The organism is Micrococcus porci (assembly GCF_020097155.1).
In the GTDB taxonomy this organism is placed as follows: domain Bacteria; phylum Actinomycetota; class Actinomycetes; order Actinomycetales; family Micrococcaceae; genus Micrococcus; species Micrococcus porci.
This window is the reverse complement of record NZ_CP083691.1, coordinates 1,945,960-1,963,719: the sequence shown is the minus strand read 5'-3', so window position 1 is coordinate 1,963,719 and position 17,760 is coordinate 1,945,960. Positions and strand designations below refer to the sequence as shown.

General features: G+C 69.3%; 14 protein-coding genes, 3 pseudogenes and 1 other annotated feature. Of the genes and pseudogenes, 13 read left to right on the top strand and 4 right to left on the bottom strand.

The genetic code is table 11. The features are described 5' to 3' along the window. The first annotated feature begins 33 nt into the window (after positions 1–33). The 5 genes from KW076_RS09250 to ndk all read left to right on the top strand — a co-directional run bounded on the left by KW076_RS09250 (position 34) and on the right by ndk (position 6,980). Complete coding sequence (locus KW076_RS09250; RefSeq protein ID WP_224355068.1) at positions 34–669, top strand: TIGR03085 family metal-binding protein; 636 nt, start codon at positions 34–36, stop codon at positions 667–669. 304 nt (positions 670–973) lie between these two features. Then, on the top strand, positions 974–4,390 hold the full coding sequence (gene ileS, locus KW076_RS09245) for an isoleucine--tRNA ligase (protein WP_224355067.1): 3,417 nt from the start codon (positions 974–976) through the stop codon (positions 4,388–4,390). After that, positions 4,387–5,928 carry a bifunctional folylpolyglutamate synthase/dihydrofolate synthase gene (locus KW076_RS09240; protein ID WP_224355066.1) on the top strand — a complete coding sequence of 514 codons (1,542 nt, stop codon included), beginning with the start codon at positions 4,387–4,389 and terminating at the stop codon, positions 5,926–5,928. Before ileS ends, KW076_RS09240 begins: the two co-directional genes overlap by 4 nt. Further along, positions 5,925–6,443, top strand: a complete 519-nt coding sequence (locus KW076_RS09235; RefSeq protein WP_224355065.1) for a DUF4233 domain-containing protein — start codon at positions 5,925–5,927, stop codon at positions 6,441–6,443. Before KW076_RS09240 ends, KW076_RS09235 begins: the two co-directional genes overlap by 4 nt. Before the next feature lie 114 nt (positions 6,444–6,557). Continuing rightward, positions 6,558–6,980: a nucleoside-diphosphate kinase gene (gene ndk / locus KW076_RS09230; protein ID WP_224355064.1), complete on the top strand. Its 423-nt coding sequence runs from the start codon at positions 6,558–6,560 to the stop codon at positions 6,978–6,980. Between the two features lie 91 nt (positions 6,981–7,071). Here ndk and KW076_RS09225 read toward each other — a convergent pair whose 3' ends face one another. Beyond that, complete coding sequence (locus tag KW076_RS09225) at positions 7,072–7,740, bottom strand: vitamin K epoxide reductase family protein (protein WP_224355063.1); 669 nt, start codon at positions 7,738–7,740, stop codon at positions 7,072–7,074. 59 nt (positions 7,741–7,799) lie between these two features. Between KW076_RS09225 and KW076_RS09220 the strand changes: the two genes are divergently transcribed. Both KW076_RS09220 and KW076_RS09215 read left to right on the top strand, forming a co-directional pair. Then, positions 7,800–8,694 (top strand): IS5 family transposase gene (locus tag KW076_RS09220; RefSeq protein WP_224355034.1). Its coding sequence is split into 2 segments (ribosomal slippage): positions 7,800–8,156 and positions 8,158–8,694, totalling 894 coding nucleotides; the frame shifts between segments, so codons are not numbered across the junction. Positions 8,695–8,798: 104 nt separating this feature from the next. Continuing rightward, positions 8,799–9,794, top strand: a complete 996-nt coding sequence (locus KW076_RS09215; protein WP_224355062.1) for an IS481 family transposase — start codon at positions 8,799–8,801, stop codon at positions 9,792–9,794. A gap of 37 nt (positions 9,795–9,831) precedes the next feature. Here KW076_RS09215 and KW076_RS09210 read toward each other — a convergent pair whose 3' ends face one another. Next, the gene (locus KW076_RS09210) at positions 9,832–10,524 is read right to left on the bottom strand and encodes a helix-turn-helix transcriptional regulator (RefSeq protein WP_224355061.1); all 693 of its coding nucleotides are present in this window, start codon (positions 10,522–10,524) and stop codon (positions 9,832–9,834) included. Positions 10,525–10,598: 74 nt separating this feature from the next. Here KW076_RS09210 and KW076_RS09205 point away from each other — a divergent pair, with 74 nt between their 5' ends. From KW076_RS09205 to KW076_RS09190, 4 genes and pseudogenes are all read left to right on the top strand, one after another. Beyond that, entirely contained in the window at positions 10,599–11,327 is a 729-nt protein-coding gene (locus tag KW076_RS09205; RefSeq protein ID WP_206397126.1) for an alpha/beta fold hydrolase, read from the top strand. Positions 11,328–11,395: 68 nt separating this feature from the next. Next, positions 11,396–12,136: pseudogene (locus KW076_RS09200) on the top strand (helix-turn-helix domain-containing protein); the annotation flags it as partial. Positions 12,137–12,182: 46 nt separating this feature from the next. Further along, positions 12,183–12,392, top strand: a pseudogene (locus KW076_RS12540) (transposase); the annotation flags it as partial. Positions 12,393–12,486: 94 nt separating this feature from the next. Then, positions 12,487–13,440, top strand: a complete 954-nt coding sequence (locus KW076_RS09190; protein ID WP_224355060.1) for an IS3 family transposase — start codon at positions 12,487–12,489, stop codon at positions 13,438–13,440. A gap of 19 nt (positions 13,441–13,459) precedes the next feature. On the opposite strand, the pseudogene KW076_RS09185 reads toward KW076_RS09190, so the two are convergent. Both KW076_RS09185 and KW076_RS09180 read right to left on the bottom strand, forming a co-directional pair. Further along, positions 13,460–14,146 (bottom strand): annotated as a pseudogene (locus tag KW076_RS09185) (IS256 family transposase); the annotation flags it as partial. Positions 14,147–14,244: 98 nt separating this feature from the next. Beyond that, entirely contained in the window at positions 14,245–15,501 is a 1,257-nt protein-coding gene (locus tag KW076_RS09180; protein WP_224355059.1) for an MFS transporter, read from the bottom strand. A 151-nt stretch (positions 15,502–15,652) separates the two neighbouring features. Here KW076_RS09180 and KW076_RS09175 point away from each other — a divergent pair, with 151 nt between their 5' ends. Both KW076_RS09175 and KW076_RS09170 read left to right on the top strand, forming a co-directional pair. Next, a complete protein-coding gene (locus KW076_RS09175; RefSeq protein WP_103384811.1) occupies positions 15,653–15,970 on the top strand; it encodes an ArsR/SmtB family transcription factor in 318 nt (105 codons plus the stop codon). A 384-nt stretch (positions 15,971–16,354) separates the two neighbouring features. Next, positions 16,355–17,598 (top strand): IS3 family transposase gene (locus tag KW076_RS09170; protein ID WP_224355058.1). Its coding sequence is split into 2 segments (ribosomal slippage): positions 16,355–16,628 and positions 16,628–17,598, totalling 1,245 coding nucleotides; the frame shifts between segments, so codons are not numbered across the junction. Beyond that, positions 16,624–16,758: a sequence feature (AL1L pseudoknot), on the top strand. It overlaps the preceding gene by 135 nt. Positions 17,599–17,760 lie beyond the last annotated feature (162 nt).

Sequence of the window (17,760 nt, the reverse complement as noted above, 5' to 3'; positions counted from 1 at the left end):
CCGCGCCGCGGCCCGCTCCCTACCGTGGTGCCCATGACCACCTTCGCCGCAGCCGAACGCGCCCGCCTCGCTGACCTCCTGCTCGAGAAGGGCCCCCACGCCCCGACCCTCTGCGAGGGCTGGAGCACCCGGGACCTCGCCGCCCACCTGTGGCTTCGTGAGAACCGCCCGGACGCCATGGCCTCCATGTTCGTCAAGCCGCTCGCCGGCCACCTCGACCGCCTGACCGCCCACACCAAGCGCCGCGAGTACGTCGACGTTGTCGGCGAGTGGTCCCAGGGCCCCGCCTCGCTGAATCCGATGCGTGTGGCGGACAGGCACGTCAACGCCGCCGAGCACTTCATCCACCTCGAGGACGTCCGCCGCGGCGAGGCCGTGGCCGGCGGCGTGACGCCCGCGCCCCGCGACTTCACGCCCTCCGAGGAGGACGCCCTCTACCGCTCGCTGCGCCGCATGGCCCCGCTGCTGCTGCGCAAGTCCGCCGCTCCGGTCGTCCTCCAGGCTCCCGGCCGCGCCCCCATCACGGTGGCCCGCGAGGCCGTTGCCGTGAAGGCCCCCGTGACCGTCAGCGGCCCCGTCGGCGAGCTCCTGTTCTGGGCCTCGGGCCGCGACGCCGTCCACGTGGACCTCGACGGCGACCACGCCGCCGTCGTCCGCGGCGGGATCTGACCCCGGGTTCGCGGTCGGCTCGGCCGGCCAGCACCGTCACGCGGCGGCGCCCCCTTCGGCGCCGCCGCGTGCGTCGTCTAGACTGGCGCCCACAGGCGTCGACCCGGCCATCACCGGCGAGCCTCCGGAAGAACAGGCCCTCCCGCGGACCCCAGTAGACCCGGACGGGCAGGCCCGTCACAGCCGTCACGAAGAGGTCGGGCCGCGCGCCCGGCAAGCGAGGTGGTACCGCGCCCGCCCGGCTCCCCGGAGCCGCGACGAGCGTCCTCGCACGGACCGCACCCCCGACCCGTGAAGGACCGCCGTGTACCCCCTCGCCTCCACCGACCCCGCCGGCGCCACGCCCGCCTCCCCGCTGCTGCCGGAGATCGAGCAGCGCATCCTGCGCTACTGGGACGAGGACGGCACCTTCCAGGCCTCCATCGACGCCCGTCCCGCGGTGAACGAGGACGGCAGCCAGAACGAGTTCGTCTTCTACGACGGCCCGCCCTTCGCCAACGGCCTGCCGCACTACGGCCACCTGCTCACCGGGTACGTCAAGGACCTCGTGGCCCGCTACCAGACGCAGCAGGGCCGCCGCGTGGAGCGCCGCTTCGGCTGGGACACCCACGGCCTCCCCGCCGAGCTCGAAGCCATGAAGCAGCTGGGCATGACGGACAAGTCCGAGATCGAGGCCATGGGCATCGACCGGTTCAACGACGCCTGCCGCTCCTCCGTGCTGAAGTACACCGAGGAGTGGAGGCGCTACGTCACCCGCCAGGCCCGCTGGGTGGACTTCGACAACGACTACAAGACCCTCACCCCGGACTTCATGGAGTCCGTGATCTGGGCGTTCTCCGAGCTCCACCGCAAGGGCCTGACCTACCGCGGCTTCCGCGTGCTGCCCTACTGCTGGCACGACGAGACTCCGCTGTCCAACCATGAGCTGCGCATGGACGACGACGTCTACAAGATGCGCCAGGACCCCTCCGTCACGGTGTCCTTCCCGATCCTTGGCCTGCCCGACGACGCCGCCCTGGTCCCGGCCGGCGGTGCGGACGCCGCGCTCGCGGACGAGCTCGCCGGCGTGCACGTCCTGGCTTGGACCACCACGCCGTGGACGCTGCCGACCAACGCGGCCCTCGCCGTCGGCCCGGAGATCGAGTACGCCGTGGTGCCGGCCGGCCCGGAGGGCGCCACGGTGGCCGCCGCCGAGCGCTTCCTGTTGGCCGTGGACCTGGTGGGCGCGCACGCCAAGGAGCTCGGCTACGCCGACGCCGACGCGGCCCGCGCCGCCGTCGAGCGCACCGTGCTGGGAGCCCGACTGGGCGGCCTGCGCTACGAACCCCTGTTCACGGACGTGTTCGAGGCGCACGCGGGGGAGACGTTCCCGGTCGGCGCCCGCACGCTCACCCTGGACGGGGTGCACCGCATCCTCGTGGACGACTACGTGTCCACCGACGACGGCACCGGCGTGGTCCACCAGGCCCCGGCCTACGGCGAGGACGACCAGCGCGTCTGCGAGGCCAACGGCATCCCGGTGCTGCTCTCCGTGGACGAGGGCGCCCGCTTCCTGCCGCTGTTCGCCCGCGAGGGCCAGGGGCGCGGCGACCTGAAGGACATCGCCGGCGTCCAGGTCTTCGAGGCCAACCGCACCATCATCCGCGCCCTGCGCGCCCTCGGCCGGATCGCCCGCGAGGCCTCCTACGAGCACTCCTACCCGCACTGCTGGCGTTGCCGCACGCCCCTGATCTACCGGGCCATCACCTCCTGGTACGTGTCCGTGACGAAGGTCAAGGACCGCATGCTGGAGCTGAACGAGGACATCACCTGGATCCCGGGCAACGTCAAGCACGGCCAGTTCGGCACGTGGGTGGCCAACGCCCGCGACTGGTCGATCTCCCGCAACCGCTACTGGGGCTCCCCGATCCCCGTGTGGGAGTCCGACCACCCGGACTACCCGCTCCAGGAGGTCTACGGGTCCCTGGCCGAGCTGGAGGAGGCGTTCGGCCGCCTGCCCCGCAACGCCGACGGCGAGGTGGACCTGCACCGCCCGTGGATCGACGACCTCACCCGCCCGCACCCGGACCCGGAGGCCGCGGCGGCCGGCGCCACCATGCGCCGCGTCGAGGACGTCCTGGACGTCTGGTTCGACTCCGGCTCCATGCCCTATGCCCAGGTGCACTACCCGTTCGAGCGCGCCGACTGGTTCCCCACGCACAACCCGGCGGACTTCATCGTGGAGTACATCGGGCAGACGCGCGGCTGGTTCTACACGATGCACATCCTGGCCACCGCCCTGTTCGACCGGCCGGCGTTCTCCCACGTGATCTCCCACGGCATCGTGCTGGGCTCGGACGGGCAGAAGATGTCCAAGTCCCTGCGGAACTACCCGGACGTCACCGAGGTCCTCGACCGCGACGGCTCCGACGCCATGCGCTGGTTCCTCATGGCCTCCCCGATCCTGCGCGGCGGCAACCTGATCGTCACGGAGGAGGGCATCCGCGAGGCCACCCGCCAGGTCATCCTGCCGCTGTGGAACGCGTGGCACTTCTTCACGCTGTACGCCAACACCGCGCACGACGGCGGCGCGCGCCCGGAGGGGTACCGCGCGTCCGAGCGGCACACCGCGGAGGACCCGCTGGACCAGTACGTGCTCGCCGCCTGCGGCACCATGCTCCGTCAGGTCAAGGCCGCCCTGGACGCCTACGAGGTCTCCGACGCCGCCGACGCGCTGCGGGCCTTCATGGACACCCTGACCAACTGGTACATCCGCCGCTCCCGCGAGCGCTTCTTCGCCGAGGACACGGCCGCCATGGACGTGCTCTCCACGGTGCTGGAGGCGTTCACCCGTGCCGCGGCCCCGCTGCTGCCGCTGGTGGCCGAGGAGATCTGGCGCGGCCTCACCGGAGGGCGCTCCGTGCACCTGACCGACTACCCCGACGCGGACCTGTTCCCGCACGGCCCGGAGGCCGACGCCCTGGTGGCCCGCATGGACCTGGTGCGGTCCATCACCTCGGCGGGCTCGGCCCTGCGCAAGGGGGCCAAGCGCCGCGTGCGCCTGCCGCTGGCGGCGATGTCCGTCGTCGTGCCGGACGCGGCCGCGCTGGAGGGCACGTTCACGCGGATCGTGGCGGACGAGCTCAACCTCAAGGAGGTGCGCCTCACCGAGCTCTCCGAGGAGGCCATCTCCCGGTACGGCATCGGCACCGAGCTGAAGCTCAACTTCCGCGAGCTGGGCAAGCACTTCGGCAGGCAGGTCCCGCTGATCAAGAAGGCGGTCGACGCCGGCGCCTACGCCGAGGGGGAGCAGGGCCTGGACGTGACCCTCGCCGACGGCGCCGTGGTGACGCTGGCGCCCGAGCTCTACGAGCTGCGCACCGTCTCGACCGGTGCCCCGGAGGGCACCGCCGTGGGCGTGCTCCCCGGCGGAGGGTTCCTGGTCCTGGAGACCGCGGTCTCCGCAGAGCTGGCCGCCGAGGGCGTCGCGCGCGACGTCATCCGCGCGGTGCAGGCCGCCCGCAAGGACGCCGGCCTGGACGTCGCGGACCGGGTGCGCACCCGCATCGAGGGCCCGGCGCCCGTGGTCGCCGCGCTCGAGTCCCATCGCGATCTGGTGGCGCAGGAGACCCTCACCGTCGAGCTGGACCTCGTGGACTCCGGCGCCGCGGACCCGCGTAGGGACCCCGCCGACGACGCCATGAAGACCGTGGCCGTCGCCGTCGCGAAGGCCCAGGCATGAGCGCCCCCGCCGAGGGCCGCGTGCCCGGCACGGTCGAGGAGGTCTACGCGGACCTGCTCGCCCGGGCCCCCGAGCACCGCATGGAGCCGCGCCTGGACCCGGTGCGCCGGGTGCTCGCCCTGCTGGGTGACCCCCAGCACGCCGCGCCGGTGATCCACCTGACCGGCACCAACGGCAAGACGTCGACGGCCCGGATGATCGAGGCGGTGCTGCGGGCCTACGGCCTGCGCACCGGCCGCTACACCTCGCCCCACCTGGAGCGCGTCACCGAGCGCATCAGCGTGGACGGCGAGCCCGTGGCCGACGAGGACTTCGTGCGCGTCTGGGGCGAGATCCTCCCCATGGTCCACACGGTCGACGCCGAGTTGGAGGCCGCCGGCGAACCCCGCCTGACGTACTTCGAGGCCGTCACCGTGCTCGGCTTCGCGGTGTTCGCGGACGCCCCCGTCGAGGTCGTCGTCCTCGAGGTGGGCCTGGGCGGGATCACGGACGCCACCAACGTCGCCGACGGCGCGGTCTCCGTGGTCACCCCCATCTCCCTCGACCACACCGACCTGCTCGGCGACACCGAGGCGGAGATCGCCGAGGAGAAGGCCGGGATCATCAAGCCGGGCGGCTTCCTGGTCTCCGCCGCCCAGGACGCCGACGCCGCCCAGGTCCTCCTCGAGGCCGCCCGCGCCGCCGACGTGCCGTTCCGCTTCGAGGGCGTCGAGTTCGGCGTGCTGGAGCGCCGGCTCGCCGTCGGCGGCCAGCAGGTGGACGTGCGCGGCCTCGCCGACGAGTACCGCGAGCTGTTCCTGCCCCTGCACGGGGCGCACCAGGCGGAGAACCTCGCCGTCGCCGTCGCCGCCCTGGAGGCGTTCCTCGGCGGCGGTCAGCGCCCCCTGGACGTCGAGCTGCTCCGCGAGGGCCTGGCCCAGGTCACCTCGCCCGGCCGGCTCGAGGTGCTGCGCACCGCGCCCACCGTCGTCGTGGACGCCGCCCACAACCCCGACGGCGTCGCCGTCACCGCCCGGGCCGTGCAGGAGGTCTTCTCCTTCACCCGCCTGGCCCTGGTGGTCGGCGTGCTGCAGGAGAAGGACGCCCGCACCATGCTCGAGGTCCTCCACCGCGAGTTCGGCGACCTCATCTCGGACGTCGCGCTCACCCAGTCGGCCTCGCCGCGCGCCATCCCCGCCGGGGACCTGGCCGCGCTCGCGGTGGACGCCGGCTGGCCCGAGGACGACCTCTTCATCACCGAGTCCGTGCCGGACGCGCTGGAGTGGGCCGTGGGTCGGGCCGAGGCGGTGGAGACCAGCGCCGACGCCCTGGCCTCCGGCACCGCCGGCGGCGTGCTCGTGCTCGGCTCCATCACCCTGGCCGCCGAGGTCCGGTCCCTGCTGGGCGCGCCGGCCCACGCCGGGCCGGTCACCGTGGCCGCCCGCGGCATGGACCCCGCGGACCTGCTCGCGGCCGTCGGCCTCGAGGACGACGACGCGGACGCCGTGGACCCCGAGGTCCTGGAGCTGCTGGACGACCGAGAGGAGCACACCCGATGAGCGGACCGACCGAGCCGCGCCCCGGGCGCCCCGCCGACGAGCGCTTCGGCGCCGAGGACTGGCGCCCCGCACGGGAGACGAAGACCCAGCGCGCCTGGCGGCCGGGGCAGCGGAAGCGCGCACGGTCGGTGCGCGCGATGTTCGCCTCCACCGTGCTGTGCCTGGAGGCCGTGCTGCTCTTCTTCCTCGGGATGACGCTGTTCGGCCTCAACCGCGGGGCCGACCACGCCCCGTGGGTGGCCGTCGCGTTCACGGCCCTCGCCGCCGTCGCCGTCCTGGACTGCGCCCTCGTCCGGAAGCCCCTGGGGGTGGCGATCGGCTGGGCGATCCAGGCGGTGCTGATCGCGTCCGGGTTCTGGGAGTACTCGATGTTCGTGATCGGCCCGCTGTTCGCGCTGACCTGGTGGTACGCGATCACCAAGGGCGACCAGATCGACCGGGAGAACGCCGCCCGGGCCCGCGCCCAGGCCGCGTGGGAGGCCTCCCACCCCGAGGAGGCCGGCCCCCGGACGTGAGCGGCTCCACGCCGTCCGCCGCCTCCCGCCCCGGGCCCGGCGCCCGGGGCGGCAACTAGGGTGGATGCGACGGCACCCGTGAGCCGCGCCCCCCTTCCCGAACAGGAGCACGCCATGACCCATCACCCCGAAGAGACCCTCGTCCTCGTCAAGCCCGACGGTGTGGAGCGTCGCCTGACCGGCGAGATCATCGCGCGCATCGAGCGCAAGGGCTACGAGGTCGTCGACCTGAAGATGCTGGTCCCGACCCGCGAGATGCTCGCCGCGCACTACGAGGAGCACGAGGGCAAGCCGTTCTACGAACCCCTCCTCGAGTTCATGGGCTCCGGTCCCGTCGTCGCGCTGCGCCTGGCCGGCGACCGCGTGATCGAGGGCTTCCGCTCCCTGGCCGGCGCCACCGACCCCACGGTGGCCGCCCCCGGCACCATCCGCGGCGACTACGCCCGCGACTGGGGTGCGGGCGTGCAGAAGAACCTCGTGCACGGCTCCGACTCCACGCTCTCCGCCGAGCGCGAGCTCGCCATCTGGTTCGCGTGAACCCTCCCCTCCCCGGTGCGCACGCCCCGGGACGACGACGGCCGCCCACCTGCATCGGTGGGCGGCCGTCGTCGTCGAGCGTCGGAGAGGGTCAGCGGATCCCGATCACGCCCAGGCCGAGCTGCAGCAGGATGGAGGCGAAGACCAGCGCGTAGAGGAGCACGATCACGGGCCAGGCGAAGTCCTGGGCCAGGCGCGCGAGACCGGGGGAGGAGGGCAGGGCGCCGGTCTGCAGGTTGCGCGAGGTGACCAGCACCAGCTGCAGGATGACCATCGCCCAGACGATCATGCAGTAGAGGCACAGGGTGCCGATCGAGTACACGGCCGAGTACCAGAGCCACGCGGCGAAGGCGAAGCCGGCCAGGATCCCCACGTTCATCAGCACCCAGTACCAGCGGGCGAAGCGGGCGCCGGCGAACAGGGACACGGCCACCGTGATGAGCACCGGGAACGCGACGATGCCGACGAAGGTGTTCGGGAAGCCGAAGGTGTGCGCCTGCCAGGACTGCATCACCGTGCCGCAGGAGAGCCAGGGGTTGATGTCGCAGCTGGTCCTGTAGTTCGGGTTCTCCGCGAGGATCGAGCGCTCCACGATGATGATGATCGTGGCCGTGACCGCCACGATCGAGGTGATCAGGAGCATCCAGGCGGTGCCGAGCGGGCGTGCGTACCAGGAGAGGGAGCGGTCCTCGGGCAGGGCGTGCGCCGCGTGGTGCGCGCGCGGGGCTGGGGGGTTCTCGGCGGTCTCGGTGACGTCCATGGGGGCAGTCTAGGGCGTGTCTGAGAATAGATGCACGAGTCAGCTGAGACCCTGGGGACATGTCCCGGTTCCAGATGCTCTCTGACACCCAATGGGAGTTGATCGCCCCGATGCTCCCGACCCGGACCGGCCGCGCCGGCAGGCCGTTCGCCGACGCCCGCGCCATGGTGGAGGCGATCATCTACCGGTACCGGTGCGGAATCGCTTGGAGGGATCTGCCCGAGGTCTACGGGCCCTGGCAGACCGTGTGGACCTGGCATCGGCGCTTGGCCGAAAAAGGCACCTGGGACACGGTGCTGGCCACGCTGACCGCCGCCGCTGACGCCGAAGGCCTGATCGATTGGTCGGTCTCGGTGGACTCCACGATCGCCCGCGCCCACCAGCACGCGACGAACATCACCCGCCACACAGGGGGATGGATCGAACTACAAGAATCCGCGTGAGGAGCCGGCCGATCACGGCATCGGGCGCTCCCGTGGCGGGCTGAGCACGAAGATCCATCAGCTCGTCGATGGGACCGGGCTGCCGCTGGTCAGCCTGATCACCCCCGGCCAGGCAGGGGACTCCCCGATGCTGCTTCCTCTTCTGGAGCAGCTGCGCGTGACCCGGCCAGTAGGGCGGCCCCGGACCCGCCCCGAGGCCGTGCTGGGCGATAAGGCGTACTCCTCCCGGGCGATCCGCACCCACCTACGCGCCCGCCGGATCAAGGCGGTCATCCCCGAACCGGCCGACCAGCAGGGCCACCGCAGACGGCGCGGTGCCCGCGGCGGGCGCCCCGTCAGCCTCGACGCGGACGCCTACAAGGGCCGCAACGTCATCGAGCGTCAGTACGCTCACCTGAAGCAGTGGCGGGGTCTGGCGACCCGGTATGACAAGTACGCGATCATCTACAGGGCCGCTGTGGTCCTGAATGCTGTGCTCGCATGGTCAAAACGATTGTCAGACATGCCCTAGGTGTGATGTCCAGGGACGTTGTTGCGTGAGCAGCTGACAGGCGAAGGCCTCCTGTTGCGAGAGTGGAGTTGTCAAGAAACCGCTCACGCGAACAGAAGGCCTTCATGTCCCACGCTAACGCCGCCCTGACCCCTCGCGCCCGTCTACGCCTGGCCAAGCTCATCGTCGATGAGCACTGGGCGGTCGCCACCGCGGCCAAGATGTTCATGGTCTCCCCACCCACCGCACGCAAATGGGCCACCCGCTTCCGGGCCGAGGGACCTGCAGGCATGGTCGACCGGTCCAGCCGGCCGGCCACGATGCCGACCAGAACATCGCCTGCAGTGGTGAAACAGATCGTGGCCGCCAGAAGGCGCCGGCGCCTGGGGCCCGTGCAGATCGCCTCAGAACTCGGGATGCCGGCATCCACCGTCCATGCCGTGCTCGTGCGCTGCCGGATCAACCGCCTCGCCCGTCTGGACCGGGTCACCGCCGAGCCGATCCGCCGCTATGAGCACCCCCACCCCGGCTCGCTGATCCACGTCGACGTCACGAAGTTCGGACGCATCCCCGACGGGGGCGGGCACCGATTCGTCGGGCGTCAGCAGGGCATGAAGCACCGCGCGGCGACTTCGGACCGAGAAGGAACCCGTGATGCCCGATACCAGCCCCGGCTCGGGGTGGGCTTCCTGCACACCGTGATCGATGACCACTCCCGCTTCGCGTATGTCGAGATGCACTCCGACGAACGCAGCCAGACCGCCATCGCGGTGCTGCGCCGCGCGGTCGCTCACTTCGCGCAGCTGGGCGTGGAGGTGGAGCGGGTGCTCTCGGACAACGGTTCGGCCTACCGCTCGCATGCCTGGCGGGATGCTTGCACCGAGCTCGGGATCAAGCCCAAGCGGACTCGGCCCTACCGACCGCAGACGAACGGGAAGATCGAGCGGTTCCATCGCACGCTCGCTGACGGGTGGGCCTACGCCAAGTTCTACGGCTCAGAGACCGAACGCAGGGCCGCGTTGCCTGGGTGGGTGCACTTCTACAATCATCACCGAGTCCACTCCGCGATCGGAGCCGCACCTGCCAGCAGGCTCAACAACCTCCCTGGACATCACATCTAGGTGTACTGCCCTGAGACGTTGATTGACCCGATCGAGTTCAGTCCAAGGCGACGCTGGCGGCGGTGTCCGGTGGTGTGCCGATCTCGTCGACGGTGTGGCCCGAGCATGGATGGCGCGTGAGCGTAGCTTTGCGAATGCGGTCGAGAGAGAACCACCGCACAGCACCGCGCAGTCGACACCACCCGATGAGGTACCAGCTACCACGGGTGCCGGCGAACAGAATGGGCTCGACGTCGCGACGGGTGTGCTCGCCAGCGGCGGAGACGAAGTCGATGCGCAGCACTCGTTGATCTGTCATGGCCTGTTCGCAGGTCGAGCGGACGGATCGAGAGGTGCTGGGGGGCGAGTCGACCCAGACTCGCTGCGCGAGCTCGCTTACTTTCTCCCGAGTGCGCGGGTCGAGGACATCCACGATCTTGCGGACGGCGGCTGTAGCGAGATCGGAGTACGGCGCATCGGGTGCGGCCTTGACCGCTGCCAGCAGTGCCAAGGCCTGAGCCGGTGACAATGCGACCGGCGGCAGGGAACCACCTTCTACGATCCCGTACCCTCCGCCTGGGCCAGGGCGGGACCACAGCGGCGCTCCGGATGCTTCGAGTGCCGCCAGGTCTCTTTTAATCGTCCGGACAGACACCCCGAACTCACGGGCCAGTCCCTCCGCGCTCCTCCCACGCTTCCCGCCGCGCCTGAGCGCCTCCGACAGTGCGTGGAGGCGTTCCGAACGCTTCATCAGGGAACCATCGCCACATTCATGTCACAAATAGTGCCACTCCGTTGTCCAGGAGCCCTGCCAGCATCGAGCACATGACATCGAACGCAACGGACCAACCGCACGTCATCCTCGTTCCCGGCTACTGGCTGGGCGCCTGGGCCTGGGATGACGTAGTGCCCGCCCTGAAGGAGCACGGGCTCGACGTCGAGGCCGTCACCCCGCCGGGCCTCGACGAGCAAGATCTCAACCGGAAGAACGCCACTCTGCAGGAGCAGGTCAATGCCCTCCAGGCCCTTGTCGAACAGGCCGGCGGCGACGTCGTTCTCGTGGGCCACAGCGGCGCCAACGCCGCGGTAAGCACTGTCACGGACAGGATCCCGCAGCTGCTCCGCCGGGTCATCTGGGTCGATTCCGGGCCCATGACGGACGGAGCAGCCTTCGCGCCGGAGCTCCCGCAAGACATCGAGGAGCTCCCGCTGCCTGACTTTGACACGCTCGGTCAGCAGGCCAGCCTCGAAGGGCTTAGCGACGGCCAGCTCAAGACCTTCCGCGCCCGCGCTGTTCCCGAGCCTGCAGGTGTCGCCCGCGCCTCGGTCTCTTTGAACAATGATCGGCGCTACGGCGTGCCGACCACTCTGATCTGCTGCTCCCTGCCGTCCAGCCAGGTCCTTGAGCTGGCCCAGGCACGACACCCTATGTTCGCCGCCGTCAACGACCTGATCGACGTCCAGTTCATCGACCTGCCTACTGGTCACTGGCCGATGTGGAGCCGCCCCGAGGATCTGGGCAAGGCGATCGCCACCGCCGCTCTCGCCTCCTAGGTTCCTCCTCGCCGATGAAGGGGGACAGCCACTGCGCTGTCCCCCTTCATCCCGTTCCGAAAGCCCCCATGAGCCACAAGAACGCCGCCCTGACACCCCGCCACCGCCTGAAGGTCGCTCGCCTCGTCGTCGAGGACGGGTGGCCGATCAGCGAGATTGCTGCCCGCTTCCAGGTGTCCTGGCCGACGGTGAAGCGGTGGGTCGACCGCTACCTCGCCGGTGAGTCCATGGAAGACCGGTCTTCGCGCCCGAGGGTGTCGCCGAACAAGACCCCGAAGACGGTGACCAAGCGGTGCGTCAGCCTGCGAATGCGGTTGCGCGAAGGCCCAGTTCAGCTCGCCGCTCGACTCGGCATCGCACCATCGACGGTGCACCGAATCCTCACGACGGCACGCCTCAACCGGCTGTCCTACGTCGACCGTGCCACCGGCGAGCCGATCCGCCGGTACGAACACCCCCATCCCGGCTCGCTGGTGCACGTGGACGTGAAGAAGCTCGGGAATATCCCCGACGGCGGCGGCTGGCGCTATGTCGGCCGACTCCAAGGCGAACGCAACCGCGCCGCCACGCCCGGGAAGCCGAAGAACAAGTGGCACAACCCAAAGCTTGGGTACGCGTTTGTGCACACCGTCATCGACGACCACTCCCGCGTCGCGTACACCGAGGTCCACGACGACGAGACTGCCATCACCGCCGTCGCCGTCCTGCACCGGGCGGTCGAGTGGTTCGCAAACCGCGGCGTCACCATCGAACGGGTGCTGTCTGACAATGGCGGGGCATACCGGTCACACCTGTGGCGCGACACCTGCGACTGAATCGCTCCGGGTCTGGTGGAGGCTCTGATCCAACGGAAGGATGCAGAGCATGCCCGCACCACGGAAGTACCCCGACGAGCTCCGCGAACGCGCCACGCGGATGACACTGGAAGCCCGTCAAGACCCCGCCACGAGGACCGGAGCATTCCGCCGCGTAGGAGAACAGCTCGGGATCAATCCCGAGACGCTGCGCAACTGGGTCCGCCAAGCCGAGATCGACCACGGCCACCGCCCCGGAATCACGACCAGCGAAGCCGCCCGGGTGGCCGAGCTGGAGAAGGAGAACCGTGAACTACGGCGGGCGAACGCGATCCTGCGCTCGGCGTCGGCTTTCTTCGCGGCGGATGCTCGAGACGCCCACAGCGCTGATCGTGGACTACATCGACGAACACAAGCACGAGTTCGGTGTCGAGCCGATCTGCGCCACGCTGTCCGCGGCAGGCACACAGATCGCACCGAGCACGTACTACGCGGCCAAGACGCGCCCTCCTTCAGTGCGCAGCCTGCGCGATGTGCAGGTGCTCGTGGAAATCCGGCGGGTGCATGAGGCCAACTACGGGCTCTACGGGGCCCGGAAGGTCCACGCGCAACTGCGGAGGGAGGGCCTGCAGGTGGCCAGGTGCACGGTGGAGCGGCTCATGCGAGCCGCAGGCCTGGGCGGGATCAGCCGCGCGAAGGGACCGAGGACCACGGTCCCAGGCCGCGGCCCGGATGAGCGTCAAGACCTGGTCCAGCGAGACTTCACCGCGGCGGCTCCGAACCAGCTGTGGGTCGCTGACATCACCTACTGCCGCACTTTCAGCGGATGGGTGTACGCCGCGTTCATCATCGACGTGTTCTCCCGACGGGTGCTGGGCTGGCAGCTGTCGAAGTCGCTGCGCACGGACCTGGCCCTGGACGCGTTGGAGATGGCGTTCTGGACGCGTCAGCGTGCAGGCCAAGACGTGGCCGGGCTACGGCATCACAGCGATAAAGGAGTCCAGTACGTCGCCGTGCGAACACCCAGCGGCTGGCCGAGGCCGGCGCAGTCGCCTCGGTCGGCTCGGCGGGGGATTCTTACGATAAGTGTCCTCGCGGAGGCGTTCAACTCGCTGTTCAAGGCCGAGCTGATCCGGAACAAGGGCCCGTTCACGTCCATCGAGGACCTGGCGATCGCGGTCGCGGAGTACGTCGACTGGTTCAACCATCGTCGTGTGCACGGCGAGATCAGGCTGGTCCCTCCGGTCGAGTTCGAGGACGTCTACCATCATGAGAACCCCGCGCCCGCGCCCGCCGGGACGGCACTTACGAGCCTCTAACAAACCCGGGGCGATTCATCTTCAGCTCGGAGAAGACCTGCAGCCAGAACCGGGCGCCTTCGGCGCCGTCGCCGGCCCAGATCCCGAGGATGTCGCGTTCCCCGTGCACGGTGACGCCCATGACGACGTAGAACGGCGTGTTGCGCACCTGCCCGTCGCGGACCTTCACGACAATCGCGTCGACGAAGAGCACCGGTTAGAGCGGGTCCAGCGGACGGGAGGACCACTCGGCCAGTTCGCCGGCGACCTTCTCGGTGATCCGGCTGATGGTGTCCTTGGAGACCTTCGCACCGTAGACCTCCTCGAAGTGCACCGCGATCTCTCCGGTGGTCAGCCCGCGGGCTGACAGAGAGAGCACGATCTGGTCGGTCCCGTCCAGGCGCCGCTTCCGTTTGGGCACAATCACCGGCTCGAAGGACCCGTCCCGGTCCCGGGGCACCTCGATCTCGACCGGGCCGATCTCGGTCAGCACGGTCTTCGACCTCGTGCCGTTGCGCATGTTGGCCGCGATCGGGGTCTGCCCGTGGTCGTGCCCGAGGTGCTCGGTCAGCTCGGCTTCCAGGGCGGTCTCGAGGACGTTCTTCGTGAGCTGGTTCAGCAGGCCGCCGGGCCCGACCAGGCGCACGCCTTGCTCCTTGGCCTGGGCGAGCAGCTGCTCGGCGAGGTCCTTTTGATCGATGATCTCTCCGGTCACGGGATCGATCATCGGGCCTGTCATCTCGGTCGTGGACTCTGACACGGCCGTCTCCTTTCGGATCAGGCCGGACCCTCACACACCGTTGTTCTTACAGTCCCCTCTTCGTCTCAGCGCGCTACTTCGACCTGCCTGGCGGTGACGGCACTGCGGTTGGCGGCGCGGGTGAGAGCGAGGAACGTGACACCGGCGATGGCGACGAGCCCGATCATGGTTCCGGCGGCGGCCATGAGGCCGCTGTGGTATATCCACGGTTCGCCCGGGCTGCCGGAAGCGATCAGTTCACCGGTGGTGCCGGGGAGGGTTGTGGTGATGACGGCGGCGAGGAGCGCGCCGTAGGCGGCGACGAACACTGCCTCAGAGCCGATGCGGAAGAGGTTGATGACGCCCGAGGCGGCTCCGGCTCGTTCAGCGGGCACGGCCGCCAGCGCTTCGGCGTCGACGAACCCGAGCGGCAGGCCGAAGCCCAGGCCGAGCAGGATCATCGGAGTGACGCCGAGTGCGACCGGCAGATCGGGCCTTAGCAACAAGAGCACGCCGATGCCGCCGACGATGAGGCACGCGAACGAGACGGCGACGATGGCGGTCGGGGTGAGGTGGCTGCGTTCCATGAGACGGTGAACCGCGACCGGGGCGATGAGCACCGGGATAGTCATGACAAGCATCAGTGCGCCGGTGACTCCGGCGGTGAGCCCGTGGATGGCTCCGAGCGCGCTGGGGAGGTAGGTCAGGAACGTCACGAAGCCGATTGCCCCGGCGATCGGCACGAGTGTCATGGCGAGGAACTTCGGAGCCTTCAGCGCGGAGAAGTCGAGGATCTCCCGCAGCGAGGTTCCGCCCCGACCAAGCTGGGGAAGCCGTGCGGCACCGATGAACGCGACAATCAGGACGATCGTGTGCGCGGCGAAGATGCCCTGCCATCCCCAGGCGGACAGGAGCAGACCCGATAGGGCAGGGCCGGCGGCGAGGCCGAGGCCGTTGATTGTGCCGAACAGCGCGAACGCCTGCGCTCTGGCCTTGCCCTCGAATAGGTGGCTGAGGATCGGTGCGGCACTGGTGAGTACCGCGGCTGAGCCGATTCCGGCGATGATCCTGCCCGCGTCCAGCACGGCGATGTTCGGGGCGAACATGCTGACGATGCCCCCGGCTATGGCGATGGCGATGCCGATCCGGAACGAGCGCGTGTAGCCGATCCGGTCGGAGCAGGCGCCCCACACGATCGTGCAGACCGCGAAGGCGACGTTGAAGCCGTTGACTACCCACTGCAACGGCGTCGGGTCCGAACCCAGGTCGCTGGCGATCGCAGGGAGCGCGACGGCGGTGCCGGAGATGGACAACGGGATCACGAACTGAGCGAGCAGGATCACGGCCAGCAGCAGTCTAGGTCGAGGCACGGGGCACTCCTTTGGTTCGATACATGACAGAGGTTCGATACAGAACGAACGTAGCTAGACTGGCACGACCATGAGGTACGATGCAAGTCGAACCTTTGATGCTGTACGGAGATGGAGGGCGACGATGGCTGGCAGGACCGACGGTGTGGAGCCGGACGAGATCGAGCTCGGTGCGGTGCTGTCGGCGCTGGCCGACCCTCATCGGCGGCGCGTCATTCATGACCTGGTGAACGATGCGGACGGCAGCGAGCGCTCCTGCACGAGCTTCGGCCTGGACCTGTCGAAGTCCACGCGCAGTCATCACTTCAAGGTGCTCCGCGAGGCCGGGCTGGTGCACCAGGTCGACCGGGGCAACCGCAGCGAGGTGACTCTGCGCAGGCGCGACCTCGATGCGCGCTTCCCGGGCCTGCTCGACCTCATCGGAAGCGACAGCGGCGACTGATCACCTTACCCAGCCTGCGACACTACATAGACGCTGGCACCCCGACTTTAAGCTAGCCGCGACTGAGCCTCCAGTCCGGTGAGCGCACCCCGCGCGACGTCCATCGCCGGGAAAGATCATCTGCCCGGTGCACGACCGCCGTCTTTAGCAGCGCCCAGCCGGAGCGTCCCATCGCCTGATCATCGTCGGCCAGACGTCTGTTCCGCGAGCGGACCCGCCTGAGTCAACCCCAGCCCGGAGCGCCTCATGAGCTGCCACACGTCTTTCAAGCGAGGCTCGCCGCGTCAACTTGAGTTGACAACCGGGTTCAAGTGTCGTCATCAGCGCACCTGAAGCGTCCAGGGTGTGATGCCGCTTCCTTTCGAGTTCGAGAGGATGTTGTTCATGCCGAAGAAGTTCGATCCCGAGGTGAAGGACCGCGCGGTGCGGATGGTCCTGGACCGTGTCGAGGAAGCCGGGTCAGTCACGAAGGCCGTGGCTTTGGTGTCGCCGAAGGTCGACGTGGGGCGCGAGACCTTGCGCCGCTGGGTCTGTCAGCACCGCGTCGACGCCGGCCTCAAGGACGGGCCGACCAGCGATGACCTGGCCGAGCTCAAGCGCCTGCGCGGCGAGGTCAAGCGATTGCGGGAGGACAACGAGATCCTGCGCAAGGCCTCGATTTTCTTCGCGGGGGAGCTCGACCCCCGCAACCGATGATCATGGGATTCATCGATCAGATGCGCGCCAAGGGGCATGCGGTCGAGTCGATCTGCAGGGTGCTCCGTCAGGAGGGCTGTCAGATCGCCGCACGCACCTACCGGGCGTGGCGCCGCCGCAGCGCGTCGGCTCGTGACACGTCCGACGCGGTCCTGCTCAACGTCCTGCACGACCTTGTCGGCACCCCGGAAGGGCTGTACGGGCGTCGGAAGATGACCGCGTGGCTGCGTCGAGAAGGTCACCAGGTCGGCGCCGGTCGTGTGGACCGGCTCATGCGGGTTGCGGGGATGAACGGTGTGCGTCGAGGCAGGCCAGTGCGCACCACCGTCCCGGCCAAGGACGGCTGCCGTGCCGGTGACCTGCTCAATCGAGACTTCACCGCGGCCGCGCCGAACACGAAGTGGGTCGCGGACTTCACCTATGTGCGCACGTGGGCGGGCTTCGTATACGTCGCGTTCGTGCTGGACTGCTACTCGCAGAGAATCCTCGCCTGGCATGCCGCGACGGCCAAGACGACCCCGCTGGTTCTGACCCCGCTGCGGATCGCGTTGTGGGACCGTGACCGGCACGGGCACCCTGTGCAGCCCGGCGAGCTGATCGCGCACAGCGATGCCGGGTCGCAGTACACGAGCCTTTGCTTCGCCGAGCACCTGGCCGCCGAGGGCATCGCCGCGTCCATCGGGACCGTCGCCGATGCGTATGACAACGCGCTCATGGAATGCGTCATCGGCTTGTACAGGACCGAGTGCATCACCACCACGATCTTCCACAACGGCCCGTACAAGACCATCGCCGACGTGGAGTACGCCACCGCCGGATGGGTCGAGTGGTACAACAATCGAAGGCTCCACTCGTCCCTGGCTATGACCACCCCGGCCGAGTACGAGACTGCCTACTACGCCGCCCTCAACCGAGAGCTGGCACCCACATAGGAGCGGCACGAAACCCGGGACGCTTCACCTTCGTTTGAGCTACACGGCGGCGCTGCGGCCGCTCACGCCTCAGAAAAATGTGCTGGTCCGAGGGGAGGCCTGATCAGTAGGCTCGCCGTTATGCCAAGACCTGAGGGGTTCGATTACGTCGAACGAGCTGGT

Bases quoted from the DNA above. Each gene is read 5' to 3' on its own strand.
- KW076_RS09215 (WP_224355062.1), top strand. From the start codon at position 8,799: ATGTCCCACGCTAACGCCGCCCTGACCCCTCGCGCCCGTCTACGCCTG.
- KW076_RS09225 (WP_224355063.1), bottom strand. From the start codon at position 7,740: ATGGACGTCACCGAGACCGCCGAGAACCCCCCAGCCCCGCGCGCGCAC.
- ndk (WP_224355064.1), top strand. From the start codon at position 6,558: ATGACCCATCACCCCGAAGAGACCCTCGTCCTCGTCAAGCCCGACGGT.
- KW076_RS09250 (WP_224355068.1), top strand. From the start codon at position 34: ATGACCACCTTCGCCGCAGCCGAACGCGCCCGCCTCGCTGACCTCCTG.
- KW076_RS09190 (WP_224355060.1), top strand. From the start codon at position 12,487: ATGCTCGAGACGCCCACAGCGCTGATCGTGGACTACATCGACGAACAC.
- KW076_RS09210 (WP_224355061.1), bottom strand. From the start codon at position 10,524: ATGAAGCGTTCGGAACGCCTCCACGCACTGTCGGAGGCGCTCAGGCGC.
- KW076_RS09240 (WP_224355066.1), top strand. From the start codon at position 4,387: ATGAGCGCCCCCGCCGAGGGCCGCGTGCCCGGCACGGTCGAGGAGGTC.
- KW076_RS09175 (WP_103384811.1), top strand. From the start codon at position 15,653: ATGGCTGGCAGGACCGACGGTGTGGAGCCGGACGAGATCGAGCTCGGT.
- KW076_RS09235 (WP_224355065.1), top strand. From the start codon at position 5,925: ATGAGCGGACCGACCGAGCCGCGCCCCGGGCGCCCCGCCGACGAGCGC.
- KW076_RS09205 (WP_206397126.1), top strand. From the start codon at position 10,599: ATGACATCGAACGCAACGGACCAACCGCACGTCATCCTCGTTCCCGGC.